General features: G+C 70.4%; 24 protein-coding genes and 1 pseudogene. 8 read left to right on the plus strand and 17 right to left on the minus strand.

The window, feature by feature from the left end; translation table 11 throughout:
• Positions 1–12 precede the first annotated feature (12 nt).
• The 3 genes and pseudogenes from ACEZDG_RS26320 to ACEZDG_RS26330 form a co-directional block, all read right to left on the minus strand.
• Positions 13–1,719, minus strand: coding sequence for a purine-cytosine permease family protein (locus ACEZDG_RS26320; RefSeq protein ID WP_380513808.1), 1,707 nt, complete (start codon positions 1,717–1,719; stop codon positions 13–15).
• Positions 1,720–2,002: 283 nt separating this feature from the next.
• Positions 2,003–2,770, minus strand: a pseudogene (locus tag ACEZDG_RS26325) (carbon-nitrogen hydrolase family protein); the annotation flags it as partial.
• Between the two features lie 11 nt (positions 2,771–2,781).
• Complete coding sequence (locus ACEZDG_RS26330) at positions 2,782–3,159, minus strand: VOC family protein (protein WP_380513810.1); 378 nt, start codon at positions 3,157–3,159, stop codon at positions 2,782–2,784.
• Between the two features lie 225 nt (positions 3,160–3,384).
• On the opposite strand from ACEZDG_RS26330, the gene ACEZDG_RS26335 reads away from it, so the two are divergent.
• Positions 3,385–4,212, plus strand: a complete 828-nt coding sequence (locus ACEZDG_RS26335) for a class I SAM-dependent methyltransferase (RefSeq protein ID WP_380513812.1) — start codon at positions 3,385–3,387, stop codon at positions 4,210–4,212.
• Between the two features lie 165 nt (positions 4,213–4,377).
• On the opposite strand, the gene ACEZDG_RS26340 is transcribed toward ACEZDG_RS26335, so the two are convergent.
• The 5 genes from ACEZDG_RS26340 to ychF all read right to left on the minus strand — a co-directional run bounded on the left by ACEZDG_RS26340 (position 4,378) and on the right by ychF (position 6,762).
• Positions 4,378–4,632: a Txe/YoeB family addiction module toxin gene (locus ACEZDG_RS26340; protein ID WP_380513813.1), complete on the minus strand. Its 255-nt coding sequence runs from the start codon at positions 4,630–4,632 to the stop codon at positions 4,378–4,380.
• Positions 4,629–4,910 (minus strand): type II toxin-antitoxin system Phd/YefM family antitoxin, encoded by a 282-nt coding sequence (locus ACEZDG_RS26345; protein WP_380513815.1) that lies wholly within the window; start codon positions 4,908–4,910, stop codon positions 4,629–4,631. Before ACEZDG_RS26345 ends, ACEZDG_RS26340 begins: the two co-directional genes overlap by 4 nt.
• A 121-nt stretch (positions 4,911–5,031) precedes the next feature.
• Positions 5,032–5,400 (minus strand): type II toxin-antitoxin system death-on-curing family toxin, encoded by a 369-nt coding sequence (locus tag ACEZDG_RS26350; RefSeq protein ID WP_380513817.1) that lies wholly within the window; start codon positions 5,398–5,400, stop codon positions 5,032–5,034.
• Entirely contained in the window at positions 5,397–5,591 is a 195-nt protein-coding gene (locus ACEZDG_RS26355; protein ID WP_380513819.1) for a hypothetical protein, read from the minus strand. Before ACEZDG_RS26355 ends, ACEZDG_RS26350 begins: the two co-directional genes overlap by 4 nt.
• 97 nt (positions 5,592–5,688) lie before the next feature.
• Complete coding sequence (gene ychF / locus ACEZDG_RS26360; protein WP_380513821.1) at positions 5,689–6,762, minus strand: redox-regulated ATPase YchF; 1,074 nt, start codon at positions 6,760–6,762, stop codon at positions 5,689–5,691.
• 240 nt (positions 6,763–7,002) lie between these two features.
• On the opposite strand from ychF, the gene ACEZDG_RS26365 reads away from it, so the two are divergent.
• The gene (locus tag ACEZDG_RS26365; protein WP_380513823.1) at positions 7,003–7,650 is read left to right on the plus strand and encodes a DUF6542 domain-containing protein; all 648 of its coding nucleotides are present in this window, start codon (positions 7,003–7,005) and stop codon (positions 7,648–7,650) included.
• Between the two features lie 36 nt (positions 7,651–7,686).
• Here the strand turns inward: ACEZDG_RS26365 and ppgK are convergent, their stop codons facing one another.
• Together ppgK and ACEZDG_RS26375 are read right to left on the minus strand one after the other, a co-directional pair.
• Positions 7,687–8,427, minus strand: coding sequence for a polyphosphate--glucose phosphotransferase (gene ppgK, locus ACEZDG_RS26370; protein WP_380513825.1), 741 nt, complete (start codon positions 8,425–8,427; stop codon positions 7,687–7,689).
• A 68-nt stretch (positions 8,428–8,495) separates the two neighbouring features.
• Positions 8,496–9,467 carry a 4-hydroxy-3-methylbut-2-enyl diphosphate reductase gene (locus ACEZDG_RS26375; RefSeq protein ID WP_380513827.1) on the minus strand — a complete coding sequence of 324 codons (972 nt, stop codon included), beginning with the start codon at positions 9,465–9,467 and terminating at the stop codon, positions 8,496–8,498.
• Positions 9,468–9,522: 55 nt separating this feature from the next.
• Here ACEZDG_RS26375 and xseA point away from each other — a divergent pair, with 55 nt between their 5' ends.
• The 3 genes from xseA to ACEZDG_RS26390 all read left to right on the plus strand — a co-directional run bounded on the left by xseA (position 9,523) and on the right by ACEZDG_RS26390 (position 11,758).
• A complete protein-coding gene (gene xseA / locus ACEZDG_RS26380) occupies positions 9,523–10,743 on the plus strand; it encodes an exodeoxyribonuclease VII large subunit (protein WP_380513829.1) in 1,221 nt (406 codons plus the stop codon).
• Between the two features lie 36 nt (positions 10,744–10,779).
• On the plus strand, positions 10,780–11,019 hold the full coding sequence (locus ACEZDG_RS26385; RefSeq protein WP_380513831.1) for an exodeoxyribonuclease VII small subunit: 240 nt from the start codon (positions 10,780–10,782) through the stop codon (positions 11,017–11,019).
• A 142-nt stretch (positions 11,020–11,161) separates the two neighbouring features.
• A complete protein-coding gene (locus ACEZDG_RS26390) occupies positions 11,162–11,758 on the plus strand; it encodes a malonic semialdehyde reductase (RefSeq protein ID WP_380513833.1) in 597 nt (198 codons plus the stop codon).
• 82 nt (positions 11,759–11,840) lie between these two features.
• Here ACEZDG_RS26390 and ACEZDG_RS26395 read toward each other — a convergent pair whose 3' ends face one another.
• On the minus strand, positions 11,841–12,410 hold the full coding sequence (locus ACEZDG_RS26395) for a DUF4245 domain-containing protein (RefSeq protein WP_380513835.1): 570 nt from the start codon (positions 12,408–12,410) through the stop codon (positions 11,841–11,843).
• 192 nt (positions 12,411–12,602) lie between these two features.
• On the opposite strand from ACEZDG_RS26395, the gene glpX reads away from it, so the two are divergent.
• Positions 12,603–13,643 carry a class II fructose-bisphosphatase gene (gene glpX, locus ACEZDG_RS26400; RefSeq protein WP_380513837.1) on the plus strand — a complete coding sequence of 347 codons (1,041 nt, stop codon included), beginning with the start codon at positions 12,603–12,605 and terminating at the stop codon, positions 13,641–13,643.
• A 24-nt stretch (positions 13,644–13,667) separates the two neighbouring features.
• Here glpX and ACEZDG_RS26405 read toward each other — a convergent pair whose 3' ends face one another.
• A complete protein-coding gene (locus tag ACEZDG_RS26405) occupies positions 13,668–14,015 on the minus strand; it encodes a WhiB family transcriptional regulator (protein WP_380513839.1) in 348 nt (115 codons plus the stop codon).
• Positions 14,016–14,228: 213 nt separating this feature from the next.
• Positions 14,229–14,933 carry a DUF1707 SHOCT-like domain-containing protein gene (locus tag ACEZDG_RS26410; protein WP_380513841.1) on the minus strand — a complete coding sequence of 235 codons (705 nt, stop codon included), beginning with the start codon at positions 14,931–14,933 and terminating at the stop codon, positions 14,229–14,231.
• 101 nt (positions 14,934–15,034) lie between these two features.
• On the opposite strand from ACEZDG_RS26410, the gene ACEZDG_RS26415 reads away from it, so the two are divergent.
• Positions 15,035–16,696, plus strand: a complete 1,662-nt coding sequence (locus ACEZDG_RS26415) for a fumarate hydratase (protein ID WP_380514104.1) — start codon at positions 15,035–15,037, stop codon at positions 16,694–16,696.
• Between the two features lie 93 nt (positions 16,697–16,789).
• On the opposite strand, the gene ACEZDG_RS26420 is transcribed toward ACEZDG_RS26415, so the two are convergent.
• Positions 16,790–17,260: an NUDIX domain-containing protein gene (locus ACEZDG_RS26420; RefSeq protein WP_380513843.1), complete on the minus strand. Its 471-nt coding sequence runs from the start codon at positions 17,258–17,260 to the stop codon at positions 16,790–16,792.
• 725 nt (positions 17,261–17,985) lie between these two features.
• On the opposite strand from ACEZDG_RS26420, the gene ACEZDG_RS26425 reads away from it, so the two are divergent.
• Entirely contained in the window at positions 17,986–19,386 is a 1,401-nt protein-coding gene (locus tag ACEZDG_RS26425; protein WP_380513845.1) for a class II fumarate hydratase, read from the plus strand.
• 46 nt (positions 19,387–19,432) lie between these two features.
• Here ACEZDG_RS26425 and ACEZDG_RS26430 read toward each other — a convergent pair whose 3' ends face one another.
• From ACEZDG_RS26430 to ACEZDG_RS26440, 3 genes are all read right to left on the minus strand, one after another.
• Entirely contained in the window at positions 19,433–20,020 is a 588-nt protein-coding gene (locus tag ACEZDG_RS26430; protein ID WP_380513847.1) for a hypothetical protein, read from the minus strand.
• Positions 20,021–20,111: 91 nt separating this feature from the next.
• Positions 20,112–22,127, minus strand: a complete 2,016-nt coding sequence (locus tag ACEZDG_RS26435) for a glycosyl hydrolase family 18 protein (protein ID WP_380513849.1) — start codon at positions 22,125–22,127, stop codon at positions 20,112–20,114.
• A gap of 138 nt (positions 22,128–22,265) precedes the next feature.
• Positions 22,266–22,709 carry a Fur family transcriptional regulator gene (locus tag ACEZDG_RS26440; RefSeq protein ID WP_380513851.1) on the minus strand — a complete coding sequence of 148 codons (444 nt, stop codon included), beginning with the start codon at positions 22,707–22,709 and terminating at the stop codon, positions 22,266–22,268.
• Between the last annotated feature and the right edge of the window lie 178 nt (positions 22,710–22,887).

Below are 22,887 nucleotides of genomic sequence, written 5' to 3' on the forward strand. Positions count from 1 at the left end.
CGCGGCGGTGGCTCACGGCTGGACCGAGGGCATGCCCAGCAGGACCGGGCCCTCCTCCGCCGCGCCGCCCTTGGTGCAGGCGTCGTGGCAGTCGGCGTCCAAGCTGCAGCACAGCGAGCAGATGGTGCCGCTGTGGAACGGGCAGTCGGCCGTGTCCGGCGTCTCGTACGCGCCGTCGCAGACCACACAGGTGTGGGTGGTGATCTCCGCGCCGGGCTCGACGCTGTCGGCGGCGGCCAGCGCGTCCGGGTTGGGTCGGGCCACGTAGTAGCGGCCCTTGGTGGCCCAGGCGATCAGCGGGCTGCAGAGCATCGCCAGGGCCAGCGCGATGAACGGCGAGAACGCCTTGGCGTAGTCACCGAAGAAGCCGTAGAAGGCGAAGATGGACACACCGGCCGCGACGCACATCGCGCCGAAGCCGACCGGGTTCACCCCGTACAGGTAGGCCCGCTTGAACTCGATGTACTTGGGGCTGAGGCCGAGCGGCTTGTTGATGACCAGGTCCGCGGTGACCGCGCCGATCCAGGCGATGGCGACATTGGAGTAGAAGCCCAGCAGCGAGTTCAGCGCGCTGAACATGTTGAGCTCCATCAGCAGCAGCGAGATGCCGCAGTTGAGGAAGATGTACCAGACCCGGCCCGGGTGACGGTGCGTCAACCGGGAGAAGAAGTTCGACCAGGACAGCGAGCCCGAGTAGGCGTTGGTCGAGTTGATCTTCACCTGGGAGACGATGACGAACAGCCCGGCGAGGGGCAGCGCCGCCGCGCCGAACCACGGCCGCAGCGACTCCACGTACGGGGCGATCGGCTCCAGCGCCTTGGTATTGCCGACCACGCCCAGCGCGCTGAAGGCCAGCAGCGCGCCGCCGAGCTGCTTGGCCGCGCCGATGACCACCCAGCCGGGGCCCGCCGCGAGCACCGCGAAGTTCCAGCGGCGGGCGTTCGCCGCCGTCTTCTGCGGCATGAAGCGCAGGTAGTCGGCCTGCTCGCCGATCTGCGCGATCAGGCTCAGCGCGATCCCGGTGCCGAGGCCGAAGCCCATGACCGTGAAGCCCGAACCCACCCCGTGGGTCCCGCCGAAGTGCGTGAACGCGGAGAAGGTGTGCGGGCTGTGCACCGCCAGGATGATGAACGGGACGACCAGGCCGAGGATCCACAGCGGCTGGGTCCACGCCTGCATCTTGGCGATCCAGGCCATCCCCTTGAACACGATCGGGATCACGATCAGCGTGGTGAGGAGATAGCCGATCGGGGTGGGGATGTGCAGCACCTGGTGGAAGGCCTGCGCCATGATCGAGCCCTCGAGCGCGAAGAAGATGAAGGTGAAGCTGGCGTAGACGAGCGAGGTCAGGGTGCTGCCGAAGTAGCCGAAGCCGGAACCCCGGGTCAGCAGGTCCATGTCGACGCCGTTGGCCGCACAGGCCCGGGCGATCGGAATGCCCGTCAGGAAGATGACCACGGCGGCGGCCAGGATCGCGGCCAGCGCGTTGGTGAAGCCGTAGGACATCACGATTCCGGCCCCGATCGCGTAGTCCGCGAGGTAGGCGATGCCGCCGAGGGCGGTGGTGGCGACCGCGAACGGGGACCAGCGGCGGAACGAGTGCGGCGCGTAGCGGAGTGAGTAGTCCTCGAGGGACTCGTCGGCGGCGGACTTGGCGTAGGAGCGGTGGGCCTTGGGGGCCTCCGGCTGCTCCGTGGTCGTTGCTGCGGTGTCGGTCATCACGGCTCCTGGGACTGGAAGGAGGGGTCGTGGTGCGCGGTGCAGAAAGCCCCGAGTACGGCGCTGGACTCGTCGCCGACACGTTAGGTAACCCGTGTAAAGCCCGCCGTACATGCGGCGTTTCCATCCGATGACGGGATCGGGGCGGCCACCCGCCCCGGATGCGCTGGCGCAGCCCCGATCCGTCCCCCGGGCCCTGCGGGCCGCCGGTGCCGTGCCGGCCGGACACGCTGCTGAGGTCGCGCAGGTCGCGCAGCATGGGCTCGGATTCGCGGAGGGACGCCAACCGCTCCGGGTCGAGCTCGGCGCAGACAAGCTGCTGGCGTCCGTCCGGACCGGCCTCGGCCACGACCCGTCCGTCGGGGCCCCAGACCGCACTTGAGCCGCAGGCGTCCCAACCACCGGTCACCCCGATGTGGTTGGCCAGCACCGCGTACATGGTGTTGTCGAACGCCCGCGCGGGGAACCAGATCCGCGACTCGTGGTAGCCGTTGCCCACGCTGAACAGCGCGCCGACCAGGTACGCGTGGCACCCGTCAAGCGCGGCGGCACGCGCGTGCTCTGGGAAGCCCGAGTCGTAGCAGATCCCCAGCCCGAGCCGCCAACCCCCGTCGAGCACCAGGGTGCACCCCGCTGCTCCCGGCCGGTACACCTCGCGCTCGTGCTTGAACAGCAGCTGCTTGTCGTAGCGCACGACGTCCCGACCGTCCGGGCCGATGACCAGCGCGGAGACCCGCAGCACGCCGTCGTCGTGCACCGCCGCACCCACCACGGCCACCGTCCCGCTCTCCCGGCACGCCTCCCGCAGCGGCGCGAGCCGCCGGTCGCCGCCGGCCTGGACCGCGTGCCGGCGAGGATCGGAGCGGATCAGCTCGATCTCGTACCCGCTGAGGAACTTCTCCGCGAAGACGACCACCCGAGCGCCCAGCCCCGCCGCCTCCCGCACCATCGCGGCGGCGGTGGCGACATTGGCCTCGACGTCACCCGGCACCGCCTCGGCCTGGGCGGCAGCGATCCGGAGGGGCCTGGTGGGCAGCGCGTACGGGGTCACGGAAGCCCACCCTACGAGGCCCTCGCGGGGTCAGCCCGGGGCGCGAAGACGCAGAACTCATTGCCCTCGGGGTCGGCGAGAACGTGCCAGTCGATGTCGTCCTCAAGCGGACGGACCACCGTGGCGCCCAGGGCGACCAGTTCGTCGACGCCGCCCCAGACGTCCAGGTGCATCCGGTTCTTGAGCACCTTCGCCTCAGGGACCGGGTTGATCCAGATCAGCGGCCCGGCACCGGCCGGATCCTCGATCGGCACCGCCCAGGCCGGATCCCGCACCTCCCCCTCGTCCTCGGGGCGGCGCCGGTACCCGAGGGCGGTACACCACCAATCGGCCAGCTCCTGGTGGTCGACGGCGTCCAGCACCAGGTCCTTGAAGCGCGCTGCGGACATCGGGAAACCTCCTACGGATGGTCAGGGACGCCCGGGGACGGGCCCGGCGCCGGAGCGCCAGTGCCGCTCGGCCTCGCCCAGCAGGCTCCGTGCATCCTCACCGTAGACCGCGGTCCGCGCCAGTGCCGCGGAGGCCCGCAGATGAACCGCAACGCTCTGGGCGTCGAAGCAATTGCGCGGCAACAGCCGTGACCGGGTGATCCACTGGCCGATAGGGTGGCCGCAGTGGCGAGCTTGGGGGTGGCGATGACCGGGATACGTGAGCGGCGAGCGGTGTTCGGCGAGGCGGCGGACGCCTATGAAGCGGCCCGGCCGGGTTACCCGAGCGACCTCGTCGACGACGTCCTCGCCCATGCCCGAGCCGGCGACGCGCCCGTCCTCGAGGTCGGCGCGGGGACCGGCAAGGCCAGCGTCGCCTTCGCCGGCCGGGGCCTCGCCCTGACCTGCCTCGAGCCCGACGCACGGATGGCCGCCGTCCTGACCAGGGCCTGCGCGCCGTATCCGGGCACTGCCGTGGTGGTGACCGGCTTCGAGCAGTGGCAGCCCCCGGCCGAGCGGTTCGGACTGCTGTTCTCCGCCCAGGCCTGGCACTGGGTCGATCCGGCGTCCCGGTGGACCCTCGCGTTCGACGCCCTCCGCCCCGGAGGGACGATCGCCCTGTTCTGGAACCGGTTCAGCGTGGACGACACGGCCCTTCGGTCCGCTCTCACCGCGGCCCACTCCCGCCACGACGCCGCGGAGCTGGCCCCGAACACGCTCGGCGATCCCGAACCGGCGGTGGCGGATCCCGCCCCCGCCTGGCCGCTGACGGACCTGCTGGCCGACACCCGCTACCGCGACGCCGAGACCCGCCGCTACCCGGCCCGTCATACGTTCACCCGGGACCGCTACCTCGACCTCCTGGCATCGATCTCCGCCTACCGGATGCTCCCGGAGAGCTGGCGGGTGCCGCTCTTCGCCGATATCGCCCGGACCGTCGACGACCGGGGAGGATCGTTCGAACTGGAGGTGGAGACCCACCTCTACCTGGCCCGGACCAGCGATCAGCCCTGACGTCAGCCCGCCTGGACATCGACGGTCCGACCGTCGGGATCCGTGAGCAGATGGCGGCCCGACGCAAGCGGCGGTGTCGCGGCGGAGCCGACAACGGACAGCCCCAGCCGAAGCGCACCGGTCTCCCGGCCGGGGCGCTCACGGGACTCCTTGCCGACAGAGCGATCAATAGTGGTAACGAGCTGCGAGGATGACGATCTCCTTGTCCGTGACCAGGTAGACGAGACGGTGCTCGTCATCGATTCGCCGCGACCACGCCCCGGGCAAGTGGTACTTCAACGGCTCAGGCTTGCCGACCCCGGAGAAGGGGTCGCGCTTGATGTCATTGACGAGCTTGTTGATCCGAGCAAGCATCTTGCGGTCATTCTTGAGCCAGGACGTGTAGTCCTCCCAGCCCTGGTCCTCGAAGACAAGCCTCACCCGACACCTGCGCCCTCATCGGGAGCGCCAGGGTCGATCAACTCCCGCTCCGACACGTTGATGTCGGCCAAAGCGTTCTCGTAGGCCTTGAGCAGTCGGCGTGCGTTCGCCGGCGAGCGCAGCAGGTAGGAGCCCTCACGCAAAGAAGCGTAGTCCTCCGCGGAGATGAGCACGGCGTTGCCGTGCTTGGAGACGATCTCGATGGCCTCGTGATCGTCGTTGACCTTCTTGATCAGCGGAAAGAGCTCTTTGCGGGCTTCGCTCGCAGTTATGGACATGACCTGACCCCTTCCATCAAGTGGTACCAAATAACGTACCACTACAGCGAGCGGACGTCGTCGGGCGTCGATGGAACATCCCACCCAGCACCGTCGACGGAGGGCCGGCGCCGGTCGTGAGTCAGGCGACCCAGAGCTGTAGCTGCTTGACGATCTCGGGGACCTCGATCTCGCCCGTGGCCACGGCATTGACGAACACTTCGGCATCGTCCACCGGCGCGGCCAGGCTGACACCGTTCAGCCGCAGCACGGCCCGCATGGCGATCCAAGCCGTGCGCTTGTTGCCGTCCACGAGAGCGTGATTGCGGGCCAAGGAGTGCAGCAGTGCGGCAGCCTTCTCCATGAGCGTGGGATACGCCTCGACGCCGAATACGTCGGTTCGGGGACGGTACAACGCGGACTGCAGGAGGCCGAAGTCGCGCACGGTGTGACGGGAGCCGGTGACGCGCTCCACGATCAGCAGCAGCTCCGGCAACTCCAGGTAGATCACGCCAGACGCTCCAGCAGTTCGGCGTCCTCCGACATGATCTGGTCCAGGATGTCGCCGAACAGCTCGGTTCGCCGGGTCACGTAGATGTGGATCGCCTCCGTGGCCAGCTCCTGCTTGCTGCGGCCCTCGGCCTGAGCCCGCTCAGTCAGCAGCTTGTCATCGGCTTCGGGAAGTCGCAGTGTCATCGCCATGCAGCCATGGTATCACCGTGGTATCACGCAAGTCACCCACGCATACGGCCCGGAGCTCCACAACGGGCGCCCGGGCCGTAGACAGATCCAGGCTGGTTCAGACGTTGAAGCGGAACTCGACCACGTCGCCGTCCTGCATGATGTATTCCTTGCCCTCGATGCGGGCCTTGCCCTTGGCGCGGGCTTCGGGGATGGAGCCGCAGTCGACCAGGTCGTCGAAGGAGACGATCTCGGCCTTGATGAAGCCCTTCTGGAAGTCGGTGTGGATCACGCCGGCGGCCTCGGGGGCGGTGGCGCCCTTCTTGATGGTCCAGGCGCGGACCTCCTTGGGCCCGGCGGTGAGGTAGGTCTGCAGGCCGAGGGTCTCGAAGCCGACGCGGCCGAGGGTGGCCATGCCGGCCTCCTCCTGGCCCATGGACTGGAGCAGTTCCAGGGCCTCGTCCTCCTCCATGCCGATCAGCTCGGACTCGATCTTGGCGTTGAGGAAGATGGCCTCGGCCGGGGCGACCAGTGCGCGCTGGGCCTCCTTGAACTCCTCGTCGGTCAGCTCGTCCTCGTCCACGTTGAAGACGTAGAGGAAGGGCTTGACGGTGAGCAGGTGCAGCTCGCGGACCGAGTCGCGGTCGAAGCCGGCCTCGAAGAGGGTGCGGCCCTCCTCCAGGATCTTCTGGGCGGCCTCGGCGGCGGCCAGCAGCACCGCCGACTCCTTCTTGAGCCGGGACTCCTTCTGCAGCCGCGGGACGACCTTCTCGATCGACTGGAGGTCGGCCAGGATCAGCTCGGTGTTGATGGTCTCGATGTCGTCCTTGGGCGAGACCTTGCCGTCCACGTGGACCACGTCCGGGTCCACGAAGGCCCGGATGACCTGGCAGATCGCGTCGGACTCGCGGATGTTCGCGAGGAACTTGTTGCCCAGGCCCTCGCCGACGCTGGCGCCGCGGACGATGCCGGCGATGTCCACGAAGTCCACCGTCGCCGGGAGGATCCGCTGCGAGTTGAAGATCCCGGCGAGCACGGCCAGCCGCGGGTCCGGGACGCCGACGACGCCGACGTTGGGCTCGATCGTCGCGAACGGGTAGTTGGCTGCCAGCACGTCGTTCTTGGTCAGGGCGTTGAAGAGCGTGGACTTGCCGACGTTCGGCAGGCCGACGATTCCGATGGAGAGCGACATGTGGCGAGATCCTGGTGGAGGAGGCAGCCCGGAGGCGTGACGGGACGACGGGGACGGCTCCCCAGTCTATAGAGCGCCGCGGGGCGGCCGGGACCGTCCGGGTCCGTCCCGCTCCGTCCGGAGCGGCCTGCCGACAGGCCCTCCGATAGGCACAGTGGGTGACAGTGCGGGGTCCCGGCGTGTCCGTCACCGGGAGTGGCGTTCATCCGACCGTACGTTGGTCTCGTGGAGTACCGACGCATGCCTGACGCGCGCACGACCGACGACCGCCCCGGTGTCGCGGCAGTCCCCCGGCGGCCCGCAGCCGTGCCCGGACCCGCACGTCCGCCGAAGACCGGGACCAAGCCCGGGACCAAGGCCGGAGCCAAGCCGGGGGCCAAGGCCGGGAACGGGTCCAAGCCCGGGCCCGGGACCGGCCCGGAGCCGGTGCACCGTCCCCCGGAGCCCCGGGCGGCGGGCGGCCAGCGCCCGGGCTCGCGCCCGGCGCCGCGGGCCGGCGGCGGGTCGGCCCCGCACCGGCTGACCGCCGTGGGCGGGGCGGTGGTGATGCTGGGCGCCACGCTGCTCGGCGGGGCCGCCGACTTCTGGCTGTTCGGCGGCGCCGGGATCGCGATGGGACTGGTCTATGTCGCGACCTGCTTCCAGGTCGCGGTCCGGGTACGGGCCGCGGACCTGGCCATCGCGCCGATCTGCGGTCCGATCGCCTTCGCGGCGACCCTGGTGCTGCTGGGCGCCGGACCCGACCACAGTTTCCTGGGACGGGTCGTCGGCCTGGCCACCGCACTCGCCCTGCAGGCGGGCTGGCTGTTCACCGGGACGGCGGTGGCCCTGCTGATCGTCCTGGCCCGGCACATCGCGCTGACCCGGGCCAGGCGCCGGAACTCCTGACGGAGCGGAGCGGCCGGCCCGCAAGGGCCACGGCGCCTACCGCAGCTTGGAGGCGGCCATCGCGGCGCCGACGATGCCGGCGTCGTTCTGCAGCTCCGCCGGGACGATCTCCGCCCGCAGCGGCTTGAGCAGCGGCAGGAACTTGTCCGCCTTCCGGCTGACCCCGCCGCCGATGATGATCAGCTGCGGCGAGAACAGCTGCTCGACCATGCCGAAGTAGTCGTCGAGCCGCTCGGCCCACTCCGACCAGCTCCAGTCGTGGTGCTCCTTGGCCGCGGAGGAGGCGTGCCGCTCCGCGTCCTTGCCGTGCAGCTCCAGGTGGCCGAGCTCGGTGTTCGGGACCAGCGCGCCGTCGATGAACAGCGCACTGCCGATACCGGTGCCCAGCGTGAGCAGCAGCACCACGCCCTTGCGGCCCTTGCCGGCCCCGTAGGCGACCTCGGCCAGACCGGCCGCGTCGGCGTCGTTGACCACGGCCACCGGCAGGTCCAGGGCCTCCGCGAACAGGGCCCCGGCGTCCAGGTCGATCCAGCCCTTGTCGACATTGGCGGCGGTCCGGGTGTGGCCGTCCACGACCACACCCGGGAAGGTCAGACCGACCGGGCCCTTCCAGTCGAAGTGCCCGACCACTTCCTGCACGGCCTTCACCACCGCTTTGGGCTCGGACGGCTGTGGAGTGAGCACTTTGTGCCGTTCCTGGGCCAGCTCTCCGCGATCGAGGTCCGCCGGAGCGCCCTTGATCCCGGATCCGCCGATGTCCACACCGAAGACATTCACGCTGGGGTTCCCCTGTTCGTCGTTGAACTGACCTGTTGCCAACGTAGGGCCTACCCCGATCGTGTGCCTTACTTACCCGCAGCTTCGGCCCGGAGGTCGCGGCGCAGTTCCTTGGGGAGCGAGAACTGCAGGTGCTCCTCGCTGGTACGGACCTGCTCCACGTCGCCGTAGCCGCGCGCGGCCAGCCACTCCAGCACGCCCTCGACCAGGATCTCCGGGACGGAGGCGCCGCTGGTGACACCGACCGTGCCGACGCCCTCCAGCCAGGCCTCGTCGATCTCGTCGGCGAAGTCGACCAGGTGAGCGGCCTTGGCGCCGGCCTCCAGCGAGACCTCGACCAGCCGCACCGAGTTGGAGGAGTTCCGCGAGCCGACCACGATGACCAGGTCCGACTCCCCCGCGATCTGCTTGATCGCGGTCTGCCGGTTGGAGGTGGCGTAGCAGATGTCGTCGCTGGGCGGGCTGGTCAGCAGCGGGAAGCGCTGCTGCAGGGCGCCGACGGTGGCCATGGTCTCGTCCACCGAAAGGGTGGTCTGGGACAGCCAGACGACCTTGGACTCGTCCCGGACCTGGACGTTCGCGACGTCCTCGGCGCCGTCCACCAGGTGGGTGCGCTCGGGCGCCTCGCCCATGGTGCCGACGACCTCCTCATGGCCCTCGTGGCCGATGAGCAGGATGTCGTAGTCCTCCTCGGCGTAGCGCAGGGCCTCCTTGTGCACCTTGGTGACCAGCGGGCAGGTGGCGTCGATGGTGGCCAGCTTGCCGCGCTTCGCCTCGTCGTGGACCGAGGGCGCGACGCCGTGCGCGGAGAAGACCACGATGGAGCCCTCGGGCACCTCCTCGGTCTCGTCGACGAAGACGGCCCCCTTCCGCTCCAGGGTCTGCACCACGTACTTGTTGTGGACGATTTCCTTGCGGACGTAGATGGGAGACCCGTACTGCTCCAGGGCCTTCTCCACAGCGATGACGGCGCGGTCGACACCCGCGCAGTAGCCGCGCGGGGCGGCGAGCAGGACACGACGGGAAGCAGTAGCAGGCATACCGCTAGCGTACCGGCAGGCCCCCGCTGTCCGACCCTGCGGCTAGTCTCGGAGCATGGCCCTCGAGAACTCGCCGGACGCCCCGATCCCGGTCGGCCGGGTCTCCCAGCTGATCGGCGGCTGGATCAACCGCCTCGGCGCGGTCTGGGTGGAGGGGCAGATCACCCAGCTCAGCCGCCGCCCGGGCGCCGGCGTGGTCTTCCTGACGCTCCGTGACACCTCGCAGGACGTCTCACTGTCCGTCACCTGCTACCGCGCGGCCTTCGACCCGGTCGCCGAACTGGTCACCGAGGGCTCCCGGGTGGTGCTGCACGCCAAGCCCGAGTGGTACGGGCCGCGCGGCACGCTGTCGCTCCGCGCCGCCGAGATCCGACTGGTCGGCCTCGGCGACCTGCTGGCCCGGCTCGAGCTGCTGAAGCGCACCCTCGGCGCGGAGGGCCTGTTCGCCGCCGAGCGCAAGCGGCCGCTGCCGTTCCTGCCGCAGTGCGTCGGCCTGGTGACCGGGCGCGCGTCTGCAGCCGAGCGCGACGTGCTGCAGAACGCGCAGCGCCGCTGGCCGGCCGTGCGCTTCGAGGTGCGCAACGTCCCGGTGCAGGGGGTGCACGCGGTCCCCGAGGTGATCGCGGCGGTGAAGGAGCTGGACGAGCACCCCGAGGTGGACGTGATCATCATTGCCCGGGGCGGCGGCAGCGTCGAGGACCTGCTGCCGTTCTCGGACGAGCAGCTGGTCCGCGCGGTCGCGGCGGCCCGTACGCCGGTGGTCAGCGCGATCGGCCACGAGCCGGACCAGCCGCTGCTGGACTATGTGGCCGACCTCCGCGCCTCCACCCCGACCGACGCCGCCAAGCGGGTGGTCCCGGACGTCCGGGAGGAGCTGGCCCGGGTGCACGGGCTGCGCGACCGGGCCAGGCACGGCATCCGCGCCCGGCTGGAGCGGGAGCGCGGCGGCCTGGAGGCGGTGCGCAGCCGCCCGGTGCTGGCCGCCCCGCACCGGATGGTGGACGAGCGCGCCGCGCAGCTGGCCGCGCTGCTGGAACGCTCCCGGCGGACCCTGGACCACCGGCTGGACCGGGCCGCGTCCGAGCTGGCGCACACCCTGGCCCGGGTGGTCGCGCTCTCCCCCGCGGCGACGCTGCAGCGCGGGTACGCGGTGCTGCAGCGCGAGGACGGCGCGGTGGTCCGCGACCCGGCCCAGGTCGGCGCGGGGGACGCGCTGCGGGCCCGGGTCGCCGAGGGCGAGTTCGCCGTGACGGTCGTGACGGCGCCTCAGGACTGAGCCGGGATTGTCGGTCCCGCCCCCTACCCTGGAGCCATGGCGAAGCAGGCAGCAGCAGACGCGGTGGACGACAGCCTCGGGTACGAGCAGGCGCGGGACGCGCTGCTGGAGGTCGTCCGGACGCTGGAGACGGGCGGGACCTCGCTGGAGGAGTCGCTGGCGCTGTGGGAGCGGGGCGAGCAGCTGGCCAAGGTGTGCGAGCGCTGGCTGGACGGGGCCAGGGCCCGGCTGGACGCGGCGCTGGCCGAGGGCGACGAGGAGCAGGCCGAGAAGTGACCGCAGTGACCGCAACCGGAGTGAGGTGAATCACTCCGCAGATCATCTGTTTGGGAAATGGTTGAAACTTCACCTACGTTGAGCACTGTGGCAGCGGCACCCCGGCCGCACCGCCCCCAGTACTGAACCCGAAGGTGACTCCATGTCTGACGCTCTGGTACTCGACGCCGCCGCCCAGGACCTGCTGTTCCGCGAGGCCCGCACCGCGAACACGTTCACCGACGAGCCGGTGACCGACGAGCAGATCCAGGCGATCTACGACCTGGTCAAGTACGCGCCGACCGCGTTCAACCAGCAGCCGCTGCGCGTCGTCCTGGTCCGCTCCGCCGAGGCCCGCGAGCGCCTGGTCGCGCACATGTCGGACGGCAACAAGGCCAAGACCGCCTCCGCGCCGCTGGTCGCCATCCTGGCCGCCGACCATGAGTTCCACGAGGAGCTGCCGGCCCAGTTCCCCGCGTTCCCGCAGGCCAAGGACGTCTTTTTCGCCGAGCGCCCGGTCCGCGAGCGCTCCAGCAACTTCAACGCCACCCTGCAGGCCGGCTACTTCGTGCTGGGTGTCCGCGCGGCCGGCCTGGCCGCGGGCCCGATGACCGGCTTCGACGCCGCCGGCATCAACAAGGAGTTCCTGGACGCCGACCACTCGGTGCTGGCCGTCGTCAACATCGGCAAGCCCGGCGCCGACGCCTGGTACCCGCGCAACCCGCGGCTGTCCTTCGACGAGGTCGTCACCACCGTCTGAACCGTCTGAACCGTCTGATCGCAGCACAGCAGCAGAAGCCCCGCCGTCGAACGACGGCGGGGCTTCTTCTGGTACCGCGTGCCTACTTGAGCTTCGCGGCGAACCGCGCCAGGTCGGCGAAGGACTCGGTGCCGGTCACCGCCGTGGTGCCCTTGGCCGTCTGCAGCACCAGGGCCCGGTAGCGGTCGCCCTGGTAGTGGCTCCACACCGTCCCGTCGACCGTGCTGGTACCGGCCTGCTTGACGCCGTTGGTGGTCGCGTCGGCCAGGAAGTCCGCCGCCGGGCCGTTGCTCTGGCGCACCGCGACGTACTGGCCGGCCGGGTCGATGAAGCCCAGCGTCCACTGCGCGTCGGCGGGGTCCGCGCCGTCGTACTCGACCGCGGTCGCGTTCCAGCCCTTGGCCAGGCCCTCGGGCGCCAGCACCGGGTACGGGGCGGCCCGGCGGGCCGACTGCAGCGCGGCGTTGTACTCGACCGGGTGCACGCCGTCGCCGCCGCTGTGCGGGATGAACAGGTAGATGACCACGCCCGCGGCCATCACCAGGATCATCGAGAGGACCATGTCCCGGGCGGACTTGTTGGCCATCCCGCGCCGCTTCGGGGCGGGTGCCGCTGCTGTCCCGGTCTGCGCCGGCGCGCTCTGAGTTGCCACCCCTCCATGGTGACCCATGGCCGGCGACGGGCCCGGCACCGGGGTCCCGAAAGGCCCGCGGCCGGTCGCAGCCCCGCCGGCGGCCGGTCACCGAGCGGAACCAGTGCCGCACGCCACAGACATCTCCGCAGGTCGTCGATACCATCGGCACACCCTCATCCGGCCGTCGTCGTACAGAGAGGTACGCAACCGATGACCGAACCACAGTCACACAGTCTTCCCTCCTCCCTCGAGGTCGCCCCCGAGGCGCCCGACCGCAACCTCGCCCTGGAACTGGTCCGCGTCACCGAGGCCGCCGCGATGGCGGCCGGGCGCTGGGTCGGCCGCGGCGACAAGAACGGTGCGGACGGCGCCGCCGTACGCGCCATGCGCACCCTCGTCCACACCGTGTCGATGAACGGCGTCGTCGTCATCGGCGAGGGCGAGAAGGACGACGCCCCGATGCTCTTCAACGGCGAGCGGATCGGCGACGGGACCGGCCCCGAGTGCGACGTCGCCGTCGACCCGGTGGACGGCACCACACTGGCCGCCAAGGGCATGCCCAACGCGGTGGCGGTGCTCGCCGTCGCCGACCGGGGCACCATGTTCGACCCCAGCGCCGTCTTCTACATGGACAAGCTGGTCGCGGGCCCGGAGGCAGCCGGGCTCGTCGACATCACCGCGCCGGTCGAGCACAACGTCCGGGCCGTCGCCCGGGCCAAGGGCGGCACCCCGGAGGACGTCACCGTCGTGGTGCTGGACCGTCCTCGGCACGAGAAGCTCGCCGAGGAGATCCGGGCCACCGGGGCCAGGATCAAGTTCATCTCGGACGGCGACGTGGCCGGCGCGGTCATGGCCGTCCGCGAGGGCACTGGCGTCGACCTGCTGCTGGGCATCGGCGGGACGCCCGAGGGCATCATCGCGGCCTGCGCCATAAAGTGCCTCGGCGGCGTGATCCAGGGCCGGCTCTGGCCCAAGGACGAGGCCGAGCGGCGCAAGGCCCTGGACGCCGGGCACGACCTGGACCGGGTGCTGCACGTGGACGACCTGGTCAGCGGCGAGAACGTGTTCTTCGTCGCCACCGGGATCACCGACGGCGAGCTGCTCCGCGGGGTGCACTACGGGCCCGAGACCGCGACCACCAGCTCGCTGGTGATGCGGTCCAAGAGCGGCACCATCCGCAGGATCGAGAGCACCCACCGGCTGTCCAAGCTCCGGGCGTACAGCGCGATCGACTTCGACCGCGCCCGCTGACCGCCGGCTGACCGTCCGCGGTGGCTAGCCCGCCGCGGCGATCGGCTGGGTGGCCCGCGCCGCCTCCCGGAGCTCCTGCTCCCGGCGGCGGCGCCGGGCCAGCACCACCCGGCGCTCGGCGGCGGTCAGCCCGCCCCAGACGCCGTACGGCTCGGGCTGCAGCAGCGCGTGCTCCCTGCAGGAGAGCAGCACCGGGCAGCGCGCGCAGACCCGCTTGGCGTGCTCCTCACGGGCCAGCCGGGCGGCCGTGGGCTCCTTGGAGGGGGCGAAGAACAGTCCTGCCTCGTCGCGGCGGCAGGCGGCATTGGAATGCCAGGGAGTGTCATCCGTGGACCCGCGTTGAACCGGGACAAAAGCACCGGAATCGTCCATACGGGCTTCTATCGGATGAAGCACGACACACTCCTGACGCAGCGATGAGAGCACGGTGAGGGGTACCGCACACCGCCGCACGACCAGGCGGTGTGAGGCCAGATCTACCCTGCTGCACACCGATTCATGCACTGCGCACACAATCCGACCAACAGACAGTCGGCCCGACTGCCCATCCGGAGCGCCCGGTTGCTCGCCCGGTCGCCCGTCCGGCTACTCGTCCAGGAACTTCCGCGCCATGTCCCGGGCCTTCATCGCGATCTTGCTGGGCTTCCGCAGCTTCGCCTCGACGCCGCCGAAGACCGCGGAGCCCTTGATGGTCACCACCGGGCCGTGCGGATCCGTCCCCTCCTGCTGCTTGACGTCGAAGCCGCCGAAGACGCCGGCCCCGCCGCCGCGCAGGGTCACCTGCTCCGGGACCTTGATCTCCACCCCGCCGAACACCGCGGTGCAGTGGATCACTAGTTCGGGGGCGTCGAAGACGGCCTCGGTCAGGTCGATCTCCACCCCGCCGAACACCGCCACCGCCTTGAGCATCCGCCCGGCGCGGAACCGTCCCTTGCGCTGCGCCCCGCCGAACACCGCGAGCATGGTCTCCGGCTCGGTACGGGACGGCAGCGCCGACTGGGTCCGCTGCGCGGCCGGCCGCGGCGCGGCGGTCGACCGGGCGGCGGCGCCGTGGGTGGCGGCGTGCGAGGGAAGGTCCACGGTCAGCGGGACGAGCTCGCCGAGCGTCTTCGCCGCGTAGACGGAGTCCACCCGCTCCGAGTGCTCCTCGGCAGTGAGCCGCCCCTCCGCGTACGCCTCGCGCAGTGCCTCGGCCACCCGCTCGCGATCCGCGTCGGAGGCACGGAGATCCGCCTCCACCGGGTCGGCGTAGGGCTTCTTCAACGGGTCCGGAAGGGAAGAGTTGTCCACAGGGTGAGGATAGTCACCCGGCCGCCGTCCATGACAGCCCCGGTCAGTACCCTGGTGGCCGAGCTCGGATCGCCTGACTGCCGATGATTGAGGACCCCGCCATGCCCGACTTCGCCTACACCGACCTGCTGCCGCTGGGCGCGGACCCCACCCCGTACCGGCTGGTCACCAGCGAGGGCGTCAGCACCTTCGAGGCGAACGGGCGGACGTTCCTCCAAGTCGAGCCCGAGGCCCTGCGGCTGCTGGCCGCCGAGGCCATGCACGACATCTCGCACCTGCTGCGCCCGGCCCACCTGGCCCAGCTGCGCCGGATCCTGGACGACCCCGAGGCCAGCCCCAACGACCGCTTCGTGGCCCTGGACCTGCTGAAGAACGCCAACATCGCGGCCGGCGGCGTCCTGCCGATGTGCCAGGACACCGGCACCGCGATCGTGATGGGCAAGCGCGGCCAGAACGTGCTGACCTCCGGCACCGACGAGTCCGCGCTGTCGCAGGGCATCTACGACGCCTACACCAAGCTCAATCTGCGCTACTCGCAGATGGCCCCGCTGACCATGTGGGACGAGAAGAACACCGGCAGCAACCTGCCCGCGCAGATCGAGCTCTACGCGACCGACGGCGGCGCGTACAAGTTCCTGTTCATGGCGAAGGGCGGCGGCAGCGCCAACAAGTCGTACCTGTACCAGGAGACCAAAGCGATCCTCAACGAGTCGTCGATGATGGCCTTCCTGGAGGCGAAGATCCGCTCGCTGGGGACCGCCGCCTGTCCGCCGTACCACCTCGCCATCGTGGTCGGCGGGACCAGCGCCGAGTTCGCGCTGAAGACGGCGAAGTACGCCTCGGCGCACTACCTGGACACCCTGCCGACCGAGGGCTCCGCGACCGGACACGGCTTCCGCGACCTGGAGTTGGAGGCGCGGGTGCAGGAGCTGACCCAGAAGATCGGCATCGGCGCCCAGTTCGGCGGCAAGTACTTCTGCCACGACGTCCGGGTGATCCGGCTGCCGCGGCACGGGGCCTCGCTGCCGGTCGCCATGGCCGTGTCCTGCTCGGCCGACCGGCAGGCGCTGGCCAAGATCACCGCCGAGGGCGTCTTCCTGGAGCAGTTGGAGACCGACCCGGCGAAGTACCTGCCGGAGACCACCGACGAGCACCTGGACGACGCGGTGGTCCGGATCGACCTCAACCAGCCGATGGCCGACATCCGCGGCGAGTTGGGCAAGCACCCGGTCAAGACCCGGCTCTCGCTCACCGGGACGCTGGTGGTCGCCCGCGACATCGCCCACGCCAAGATCAAGGAACGGCTGGACGCGGGCGAGGGCATGCCGCAGTACCTCAAGGACCACCCGGTCTACTACGCGGGCCCGGCCAAGACCCCCGAGGGCTACGCCTCCGGCTCCTTCGGCCCGACCACGGCGGGCCGGATGGACTCCTACGTCGACCAGTTCCAGGCCGCGGGCGGCTCGATGGTGATGCTCGCCAAGGGCAACCGCTCCCAGCAGGTCACCGACGCCTGCGCCAAGCACGGCGGCTTCTACCTCGGCTCCATCGGCGGCCCGGCCGCCCGGCTGGCGCTCGACTGCATCAAGAAGGTCGAGGTGCTGGAGTACGCCGAGCTGGGCATGGAAGCCGTCTGGCGGATCGAGGTCGTCGACTTCCCCGCCTTCGTCGTCGTCGACGACAAGGGCAACGACTTCTTCACCGACCCCTCCGCCGACGCCCAGCCCCTGATCACCAGCATCCCGGTACGCGCCGCGAAGTGACGCTCCGACCTGCGGCGCCCCGAGGACCCCGCTCCCCGCGAGCGGGGCCCTCGCGTCACAGGCGGTGCAGGTACACGTTCACGAAGCAACCGCCTACCCGAGGTAGGGCGTCGTCCGTTGCTCCAGGAAGTGGTCGAGCCGAAGCCGTTGGGTGTGATGCACGGGCAGCGCTGACAAGTCCTCCGGTGCGACAAACCGCAGTTCTGTCGACTCGTCCGACATCGCCAACTGTCCGCCGACGACACGCGCCGTAAAGCAGACATTGAACTGTCGGCGCACTTCCCCGTCGCTGTAGGCGATGACGTGCCGAGGGTCGGTGTAGGTACCCACCAGGCCGGTGATCTCGACGTCCAGGCCGGTCTCCTCCTTGACCTCCCGGACAGCAGTGCCCGGTAGTGAGTCGGTCATCTCCATGCCGCCGCCCGGCAGCGCCCACAGGCCGTTGTCGGTCCGGCGCTGGAGCAGGATGCGCCCACCTTCGTCCATGACGACAGCAGAGGCCGCCACGACGAGACTGTTCGGCTTCGGGGCATCCGGGTCGTCGTAGAACTCCGTGCGCGCCATGGGCTCAGCCTTCCTGCTCGACGCATGCCGCTGTTGCCCAGACGGCTCAGTAGGCCATCCGCCCGTACGCCCCAACGATCAATGAGTGGGGTTGCCGTGAACCAAACAAGCCAAACGACTTCTTCACCGACCCCTCCGCCGACGCCCAGCCCCTGATCACCAGCATCCCGGTACGCGCCGCGAAGTAACCCTCCAACCTGCGGCTTGCCGCGATGGCCCCGCTCCCCGCGAGCGGGGCCCTTGGCCTCACAGGCGGTGCAGGTACACGTTCACGAAGTAGGGCCCGCCGACCTCCGCCGCGTACAGATGTCCGGCGAGTGCCTGTCCACCCTCCAGGCCGCCTCTCCCAGAAGGCTCCTGGCCAGCGTAGAGCCGCCCCCGACAGCCTCTCCCAGGTACACCGCGGCGCACCATCGATTGGACGCGCCCATCAGCCGTTCTCCTGGCTCGCACGCAGCGTTGCGACGACTGCGAGGCTGAGCAGTGTGCGCGGGGGATGGGGGCTGCGCGGAGTGCCTGCGGCTGGCCGAGCAGGAGCAGGCCGCTATGTTGACCGCCGACTACTCGCGTCGCACAGATGTCCGCGTCCTCTGGCACCGACACATCACAGCGGTGCACAGGGCGGCACCGGCACGGGCGCGCTCCCCGATCGTCCCCGTTCGGACGCAGTAACGCGGGAACAGGGGCGGGGCCTGCGTCGCTGTGGGTAGGTGGAGGTTATGGACATGGGTGAGCAGCACGGCAGTGACTACCGCGTCGAGCATGACTCGATGGGGGAGGTTCGGGTCCCGGCGGGGGCGAAGTGGGGGGCGCAGACGCAGCGCGCGGTGGAGAACTTCCCGATCTCGGGCCAGCGGCTGGAGCGCCCGCACATCGAGGCGCTGGCGCGGATCAAGGCGGCGGCGGCGCGGGTGAACGCCGGGCTCGGGGTGCTGGACGGGGCGATGGCGAAGGCCGTGGCCGAGGCCGCGGACGAGGTGGCCGAGGGGCGCTGGGACGGGGAGTTCCCGATCGACGTGTTCCAGACCGGCTCGGGGACCTCGTCCAACATGAACGCCAACGAGGTGATCGCCGCGCTGGCGAGCGAGCGGCTGGGGTCGCCGGTCCACCCCAATGACCATGTGAACGCCAGCCAGTCCTCCAACGACGTGTTCCCCAGTTCGATCCACATCGCGGCGACGGCCGCCGTCACCGGTGACCTGGTCCCCGCGCTGGAGCACCTCGCGGCGGCGCTGGAGCGGAAGGCGGTCGAGTTCGCCGAGGTGGTGAAGTCGGGGCGGACGCATCTGATGGACGCCACCCCGGTCACCCTCGGCCAGGAGTTCGGCGGCTACGCCGCCCAGGTCAGGTACGGGGTGGAGCGGCTGCGGGCGACGCTGCCCCGGGTGGCCGAGCTGCCGCTGGGCGGAACCGCTGTGGGCACCGGGATCAACACCCCGCCCGGGTTCTCCGCCGCGGTGATCGCCGAGGTCGCACGGGCCACCGGGCTGCCGCTGACCGAGGCCAGGAACCACTTCGAGGCCCAGGGCGCCAGGGACGGCCTGGTCGAGCTGAGCGGTCAGCTGCGGACGGTCGCGGTCGGCTTCACCAAGATCGCCAACGATCTGCGCTGGATGGGCTCGGGCCCGCGCACCGGCCTCGGCGAGATCAACCTCCCCGACCTGCAGCCGGGCTCCTCGATCATGCCGGGCAAGGTCAACCCGGTGATCCCGGAGGCCGTGGTGATGGTCGCCGCGCAGGTGGCCGGGAACGACGCCACGGTGGCGATCGCGGGCGCGGCCGGCGCCTTCGAGCTCAATGTGATGCTGCCGGTGATCGCCCGCAACCTGCTGGAGTCGGTCCGGCTGCTCGCCAATGTCGCCCGGCTGCTGGCCGACCGGACCGTGGACGGGATCACCGCGAACGTCGAGCGGCTGCGCGAGTACGCGGAGTCCTCGCCCTCCGTGGTGACCCCGCTGAACCGCTACCTCGGCTACGAGGAGGCCGCGAAGGTCGCCAAGCAGGCGGTGGCGGAGCGGAAGACGATCCGTCAGGTGGTGCTGGAGCGCGGCTACGTCGAGCAGGGGAAGCTGACCGAGGAGCAGCTGGACCGGGCCCTGGACGTACTGCGGATGACCCGGCCCTGACCCCGGCCCTGACCCCGGCCCTGACCCGGGCCCGGGCCCTGAGCGGTCACATCCCGTACGCGGCTGCGGTCAGCGAGCGGGCGTAGCCGATCCGGGCGCTGTAGTCCTGGACCTGCATCACCGAGTAGACCGGGACCTGGAGCTGGTGCAGCAGCCCCGGGCCCTGGACCACGATCTGCACGCTGCCCTCGGTGCGGTCCTCCTTGGCCAGCAGGAACAGCAGGCCGAGGAAGCAGACGAAGAAGAAGACGACGGCGCAGACGATCGCCCAGGTCGGGATGGACCGGGTGGTCCGGGACATGTCGGTGAAGGACCAGGTCACCTGGCCGATCGGACGGCGACCGCTGGGCGTGATCACCTCGGTCTGGGTGCAGATGATGTCGCCGATGGTGACCAGGGTCTCGGCCGGCAGCTGCAGCATCGGCTGCATGCCGGACATACCGGGCATCGCCGGGGTCCCGTACATGCCGTCCGGCGGCATCGGCGGGGCCTGCTGCGGCATGGGCGGCGGCATCGGCGGCGGGGTCTGCGCGTCCCAGCCGGGCGGCGGCGGCATCGGCGGCGGGGTGGCCTTGTCCCAGCCCGAAGGCTGCTGCGGAGGGTTCGGCCCGTTCCAGGGAGGCGGCGTCGTCACGGGCTTGTTCCTTCTCATGCGGACGGGTGTTGGCTGAAGGATATGTGCTCCTCCGGCCAACACCCGTGGTTTGCCGCAATGCCCTACTACCTCAGGCGACGGCGATGTCGTCGGCCGAGTAGGCGGGCTGCCCGTACCAGCCGTGCAGGTAGAGGGTCACGGTGCCGGACGCGCCGGTGGTGAACGGAACCGTGAGCTTCTGCCAGGTGGCGCCGGGGCTGGCCCAGGTGCTGGCCGTGGCCCCGCCGCTGACGCCGAGGTAGACGTAGCTGCCCTGGACCCACCCGGTGAGGGTGTACGCGGTGTTCGCCTTGAGGGTGAGCACCTGCTGGCACTGGGCGGTGTCGCTGGACGTCGGAGTGGCGGTCAGCGCATGGCTGCCGGAGTGGACCGGGCTGCTCTGGACGACCGCGTTGCCGGCGGCGGCGCAGGTCCAGGGGGCGAGCGAGCCGGTCTCGAAGCCGCCGTTGACGACCGCGCCCGAGCCGGGAGGCGTCGTGGTGGGCGGAGTCGTGGTCGGCGGGGTGGTGGTGGGCGGAGCCGTGGTGGGCGGGGTGGTGGTGGGCGGGGTGGTGGTGGGCGGGGTCGTGGTCGGGGGCGTCGTGGTCGGCGGGGCGCTGGTCGGCGGAGCCGCGCAACTGGCGGCGGAGCCGTTGGTGTCGGTCACCGTGGTGTTGAACAGCGTGGCGGCCGGGTCCAGGTCGTACATCGAGAACATCATCGTTCCACCGAGGCCGTTGCAGTGCAGGTAGTCGGTCGTGGCCTGGATCGAACGGGCGTCCTCACCGCTCCAGAAGTTGGTTCCGTCGTAGAAGTACGCCGCCTGGGCGGCCGGGTCCCAGAAGGTGTCGGCCGCGTTGTCGACGACTCCGGTGAGCTCCTTGTACATCCGGATGCCGGCCACGTTGCCGGAGTCGGCGGCGCCGGGAGCCGGCGCGCTGGCGGGTTGGAACAGCCCGTGGTTGGCGCCGGCCGCCACCCCGGTCCAGCCGCGGTAGTAGAACGGGATGCCGAGGGTGAGCTTCCCGGCCGGGAAGCCGCCCGGGATGCCGTACTGCGGATCACCGACGGTGTACGCCTTCACCGCGGCGTCGATCGAGTACTTGCCGGTGCCGGGGGCGATCGGGGTCATCGGGTCGTTGGGCCCGTTGTAGATCGGCGCCTGGTGGTTGGTGGGACCGGTGGGCTCGAAACCGCCGTGCATGTCGTAGGTCATGGCATCGCCGAAGGTCAGGTACTGGGCGATGTTGTTGGTCTCGACGTTCTTGATCTTGTCCTGGCCGGCCGGCAGCGCGGCGCTCAGCGCGTAGGTCTTGCCGTCCGCGGCGCCCTGGGTGTTGAGCTCGCTGCGGAACTCGGCCAGCAGCGCGGTGAAGTTGGCCTTGTCCGCGGTGCTGGAGTGGTTGCCGGTGTGGCCGCCGCCGCCCGGGTACTCCCAGTCGATGTCGAAGCCGTCGAAGATGCCCTTGCCGGTGCCCGCGCCGCCGTAGCCGTTCTGCGAGGGCAGGTTGCCCTTGATGAACATGTCGATGCAGGAGGAGACCAGGGCCTTGCGGGAGGCGTCGGTCGCGGCCGCGTCCGAGAAGTACTTGGAGTAGGTCCAGCCGCCGATCGAGAGCAGGATCTTCAGGTTGGGGTTCTTCGCCTTGAGTTCCTGCAGCTGGTGGAAGTTGCCGACGATCGGCATGTTGTAGGCGTCGGAGGTGCCGTCGACGCTGATGCTCGAATCGTAGGACTTGCCGTAGTCCGCGAAGGAGTCGCCCGCGCCGTCTCCGGCGTTGGGGTTGCTCTCGTCCTGCGAGGCGGCGGAGTTGGCCTCGAAGCACTTGTGCGTGCTCGGGTCGATGTTCTCGAAGTCGTAGATCAGGTAGTTGAGCTTGCCCGCTATGCCCTCGGTCTGCAGGTTCTTGGGATAGAAGGCATTGGCGTAGATCGACCACTGGTCGAAGTAGGCGACCTTGAGGCCGCCGCTGGTCGCGGCGGCCCCGGTGGTGTTGGTGGCGGGCGTCGCTGCCCCTGCGGCAGTGCCGAGCAGGGAAGCGGACAGCCCGAGCAGGGCGGCCGCGCAGGCGGCGGCAGCCATGCCGAAGCGTCGGGAACGTTGCATGGAGCGTCCTCCCGGTGTGGGGGTTTGAGGGGGACGGGAGCGCATGCGCATGTATTTGTTGAGCAGGTACCTGCCATTGACTGTGGTACAGACCAATCATCCCGTCAAGGGTCTGGACCAATATGGAATGACGGCTGGTCAGTTCCCGTCGGGCGCCGACGGATTGTCTTCCCCCGCGCAGGACGGGCACAGGCCGCGGTAGATCACCTGGACCGCCAGGACCATGAAGCCGAAACGCTCACCGGCCGGCAGGCCGTCCAGCGGATTGCCGGTCGGGTGGACGTCCCTGATGGCGCCGCAGCGGGAGCACACCAGGTGCTGGTGCGGCCGGTGGGCATTGGGGTCGTAGCGCTTGGCCCGGCCGTCGGTGCTGACCTCGACCACCTCGCCCAGCGAGAGCAGCTCGCCGAGGGTGTTGTAGACGGTGGCCCGGGAGATCTCCGGCAGCCGCCGGGCCGCCCGGGTGTGCACCTCCTCGGCGGTGAAGTGCACATGGTCGCCGTCGAGGACCTCGGCGACCACCCGCCGCTGCGCGGTCATCCGCCAGCCGCGCCCCCGCAGCCGCTCCAGCAGATCACTCATGGGGCCTCCTGGGGGTCTCCGCCGGGCCGGGCGCCCGGGGGCGCTTGGGGTGCTTCTTGACTTAGACTCTGTCCATTGTAGGATCGGTTCCGGCGCTGGCCAAGGGACGGGATGACTCCAGTACGGCAGGAGACAGACGTGACGGTGACCGCCTCCGCGTCGAGGCGATCGCCTCCGG

Origin of the sequence: Streptacidiphilus alkalitolerans (assembly GCF_042511045.1) — a bacterium.
GTDB lineage: Bacteria > Actinomycetota > Actinomycetes > Streptomycetales > Streptomycetaceae > Streptacidiphilus > Streptacidiphilus alkalitolerans.

What these genes read in the sequence shown, in the direction of transcription:
- ACEZDG_RS26320 (WP_380513808.1), bottom strand. Translation starts at nt 1,719, where the DNA reads ATGACCGACACCGCAGCAACGACCACGGAGCAGCCGGAGGCCCCCAAG.
- ACEZDG_RS26330 (WP_380513810.1), bottom strand. Translation starts at nt 3,159, where the DNA reads ATGTCCGCAGCGCGCTTCAAGGACCTGGTGCTGGACGCCGTCGACCAC.
- ACEZDG_RS26345 (WP_380513815.1), bottom strand. Translation starts at nt 4,910, where the DNA reads ATGTCCATAACTGCGAGCGAAGCCCGCAAAGAGCTCTTTCCGCTGATC.
- ACEZDG_RS26355 (WP_380513819.1), bottom strand. Translation starts at nt 5,591, where the DNA reads ATGGCGATGACACTGCGACTTCCCGAAGCCGATGACAAGCTGCTGACT.
- ychF (WP_380513821.1), bottom strand. Translation starts at nt 6,762, where the DNA reads ATGTCGCTCTCCATCGGAATCGTCGGCCTGCCGAACGTCGGCAAGTCC.
- ACEZDG_RS26365 (WP_380513823.1), top strand. Translation starts at nt 7,003, where the DNA reads ATGCCTGACGCGCGCACGACCGACGACCGCCCCGGTGTCGCGGCAGTC.
- ACEZDG_RS26375 (WP_380513827.1), bottom strand. Translation starts at nt 9,467, where the DNA reads ATGCCTGCTACTGCTTCCCGTCGTGTCCTGCTCGCCGCCCCGCGCGGC.
- xseA (WP_380513829.1), top strand. Translation starts at nt 9,523, where the DNA reads ATGGCCCTCGAGAACTCGCCGGACGCCCCGATCCCGGTCGGCCGGGTC.
- ACEZDG_RS26385 (WP_380513831.1), top strand. Translation starts at nt 10,780, where the DNA reads ATGGCGAAGCAGGCAGCAGCAGACGCGGTGGACGACAGCCTCGGGTAC.
- ACEZDG_RS26390 (WP_380513833.1), top strand. Translation starts at nt 11,162, where the DNA reads ATGTCTGACGCTCTGGTACTCGACGCCGCCGCCCAGGACCTGCTGTTC.
- glpX (WP_380513837.1), top strand. Translation starts at nt 12,603, where the DNA reads ATGACCGAACCACAGTCACACAGTCTTCCCTCCTCCCTCGAGGTCGCC.
- ACEZDG_RS26405 (WP_380513839.1), bottom strand. Translation starts at nt 14,015, where the DNA reads ATGGACGATTCCGGTGCTTTTGTCCCGGTTCAACGCGGGTCCACGGAT.
- ACEZDG_RS26415 (WP_380514104.1), top strand. Translation starts at nt 15,035, where the DNA reads ATGCCCGACTTCGCCTACACCGACCTGCTGCCGCTGGGCGCGGACCCC.
- ACEZDG_RS26420 (WP_380513843.1), bottom strand. Translation starts at nt 17,260, where the DNA reads ATGGCGCGCACGGAGTTCTACGACGACCCGGATGCCCCGAAGCCGAAC.
- ACEZDG_RS26425 (WP_380513845.1), top strand. Translation starts at nt 17,986, where the DNA reads ATGGGTGAGCAGCACGGCAGTGACTACCGCGTCGAGCATGACTCGATG.
- ACEZDG_RS26435 (WP_380513849.1), bottom strand. Translation starts at nt 22,127, where the DNA reads ATGCAACGTTCCCGACGCTTCGGCATGGCTGCCGCCGCCTGCGCGGCC.
- ACEZDG_RS26440 (WP_380513851.1), bottom strand. Translation starts at nt 22,709, where the DNA reads ATGAGTGATCTGCTGGAGCGGCTGCGGGGGCGCGGCTGGCGGATGACC.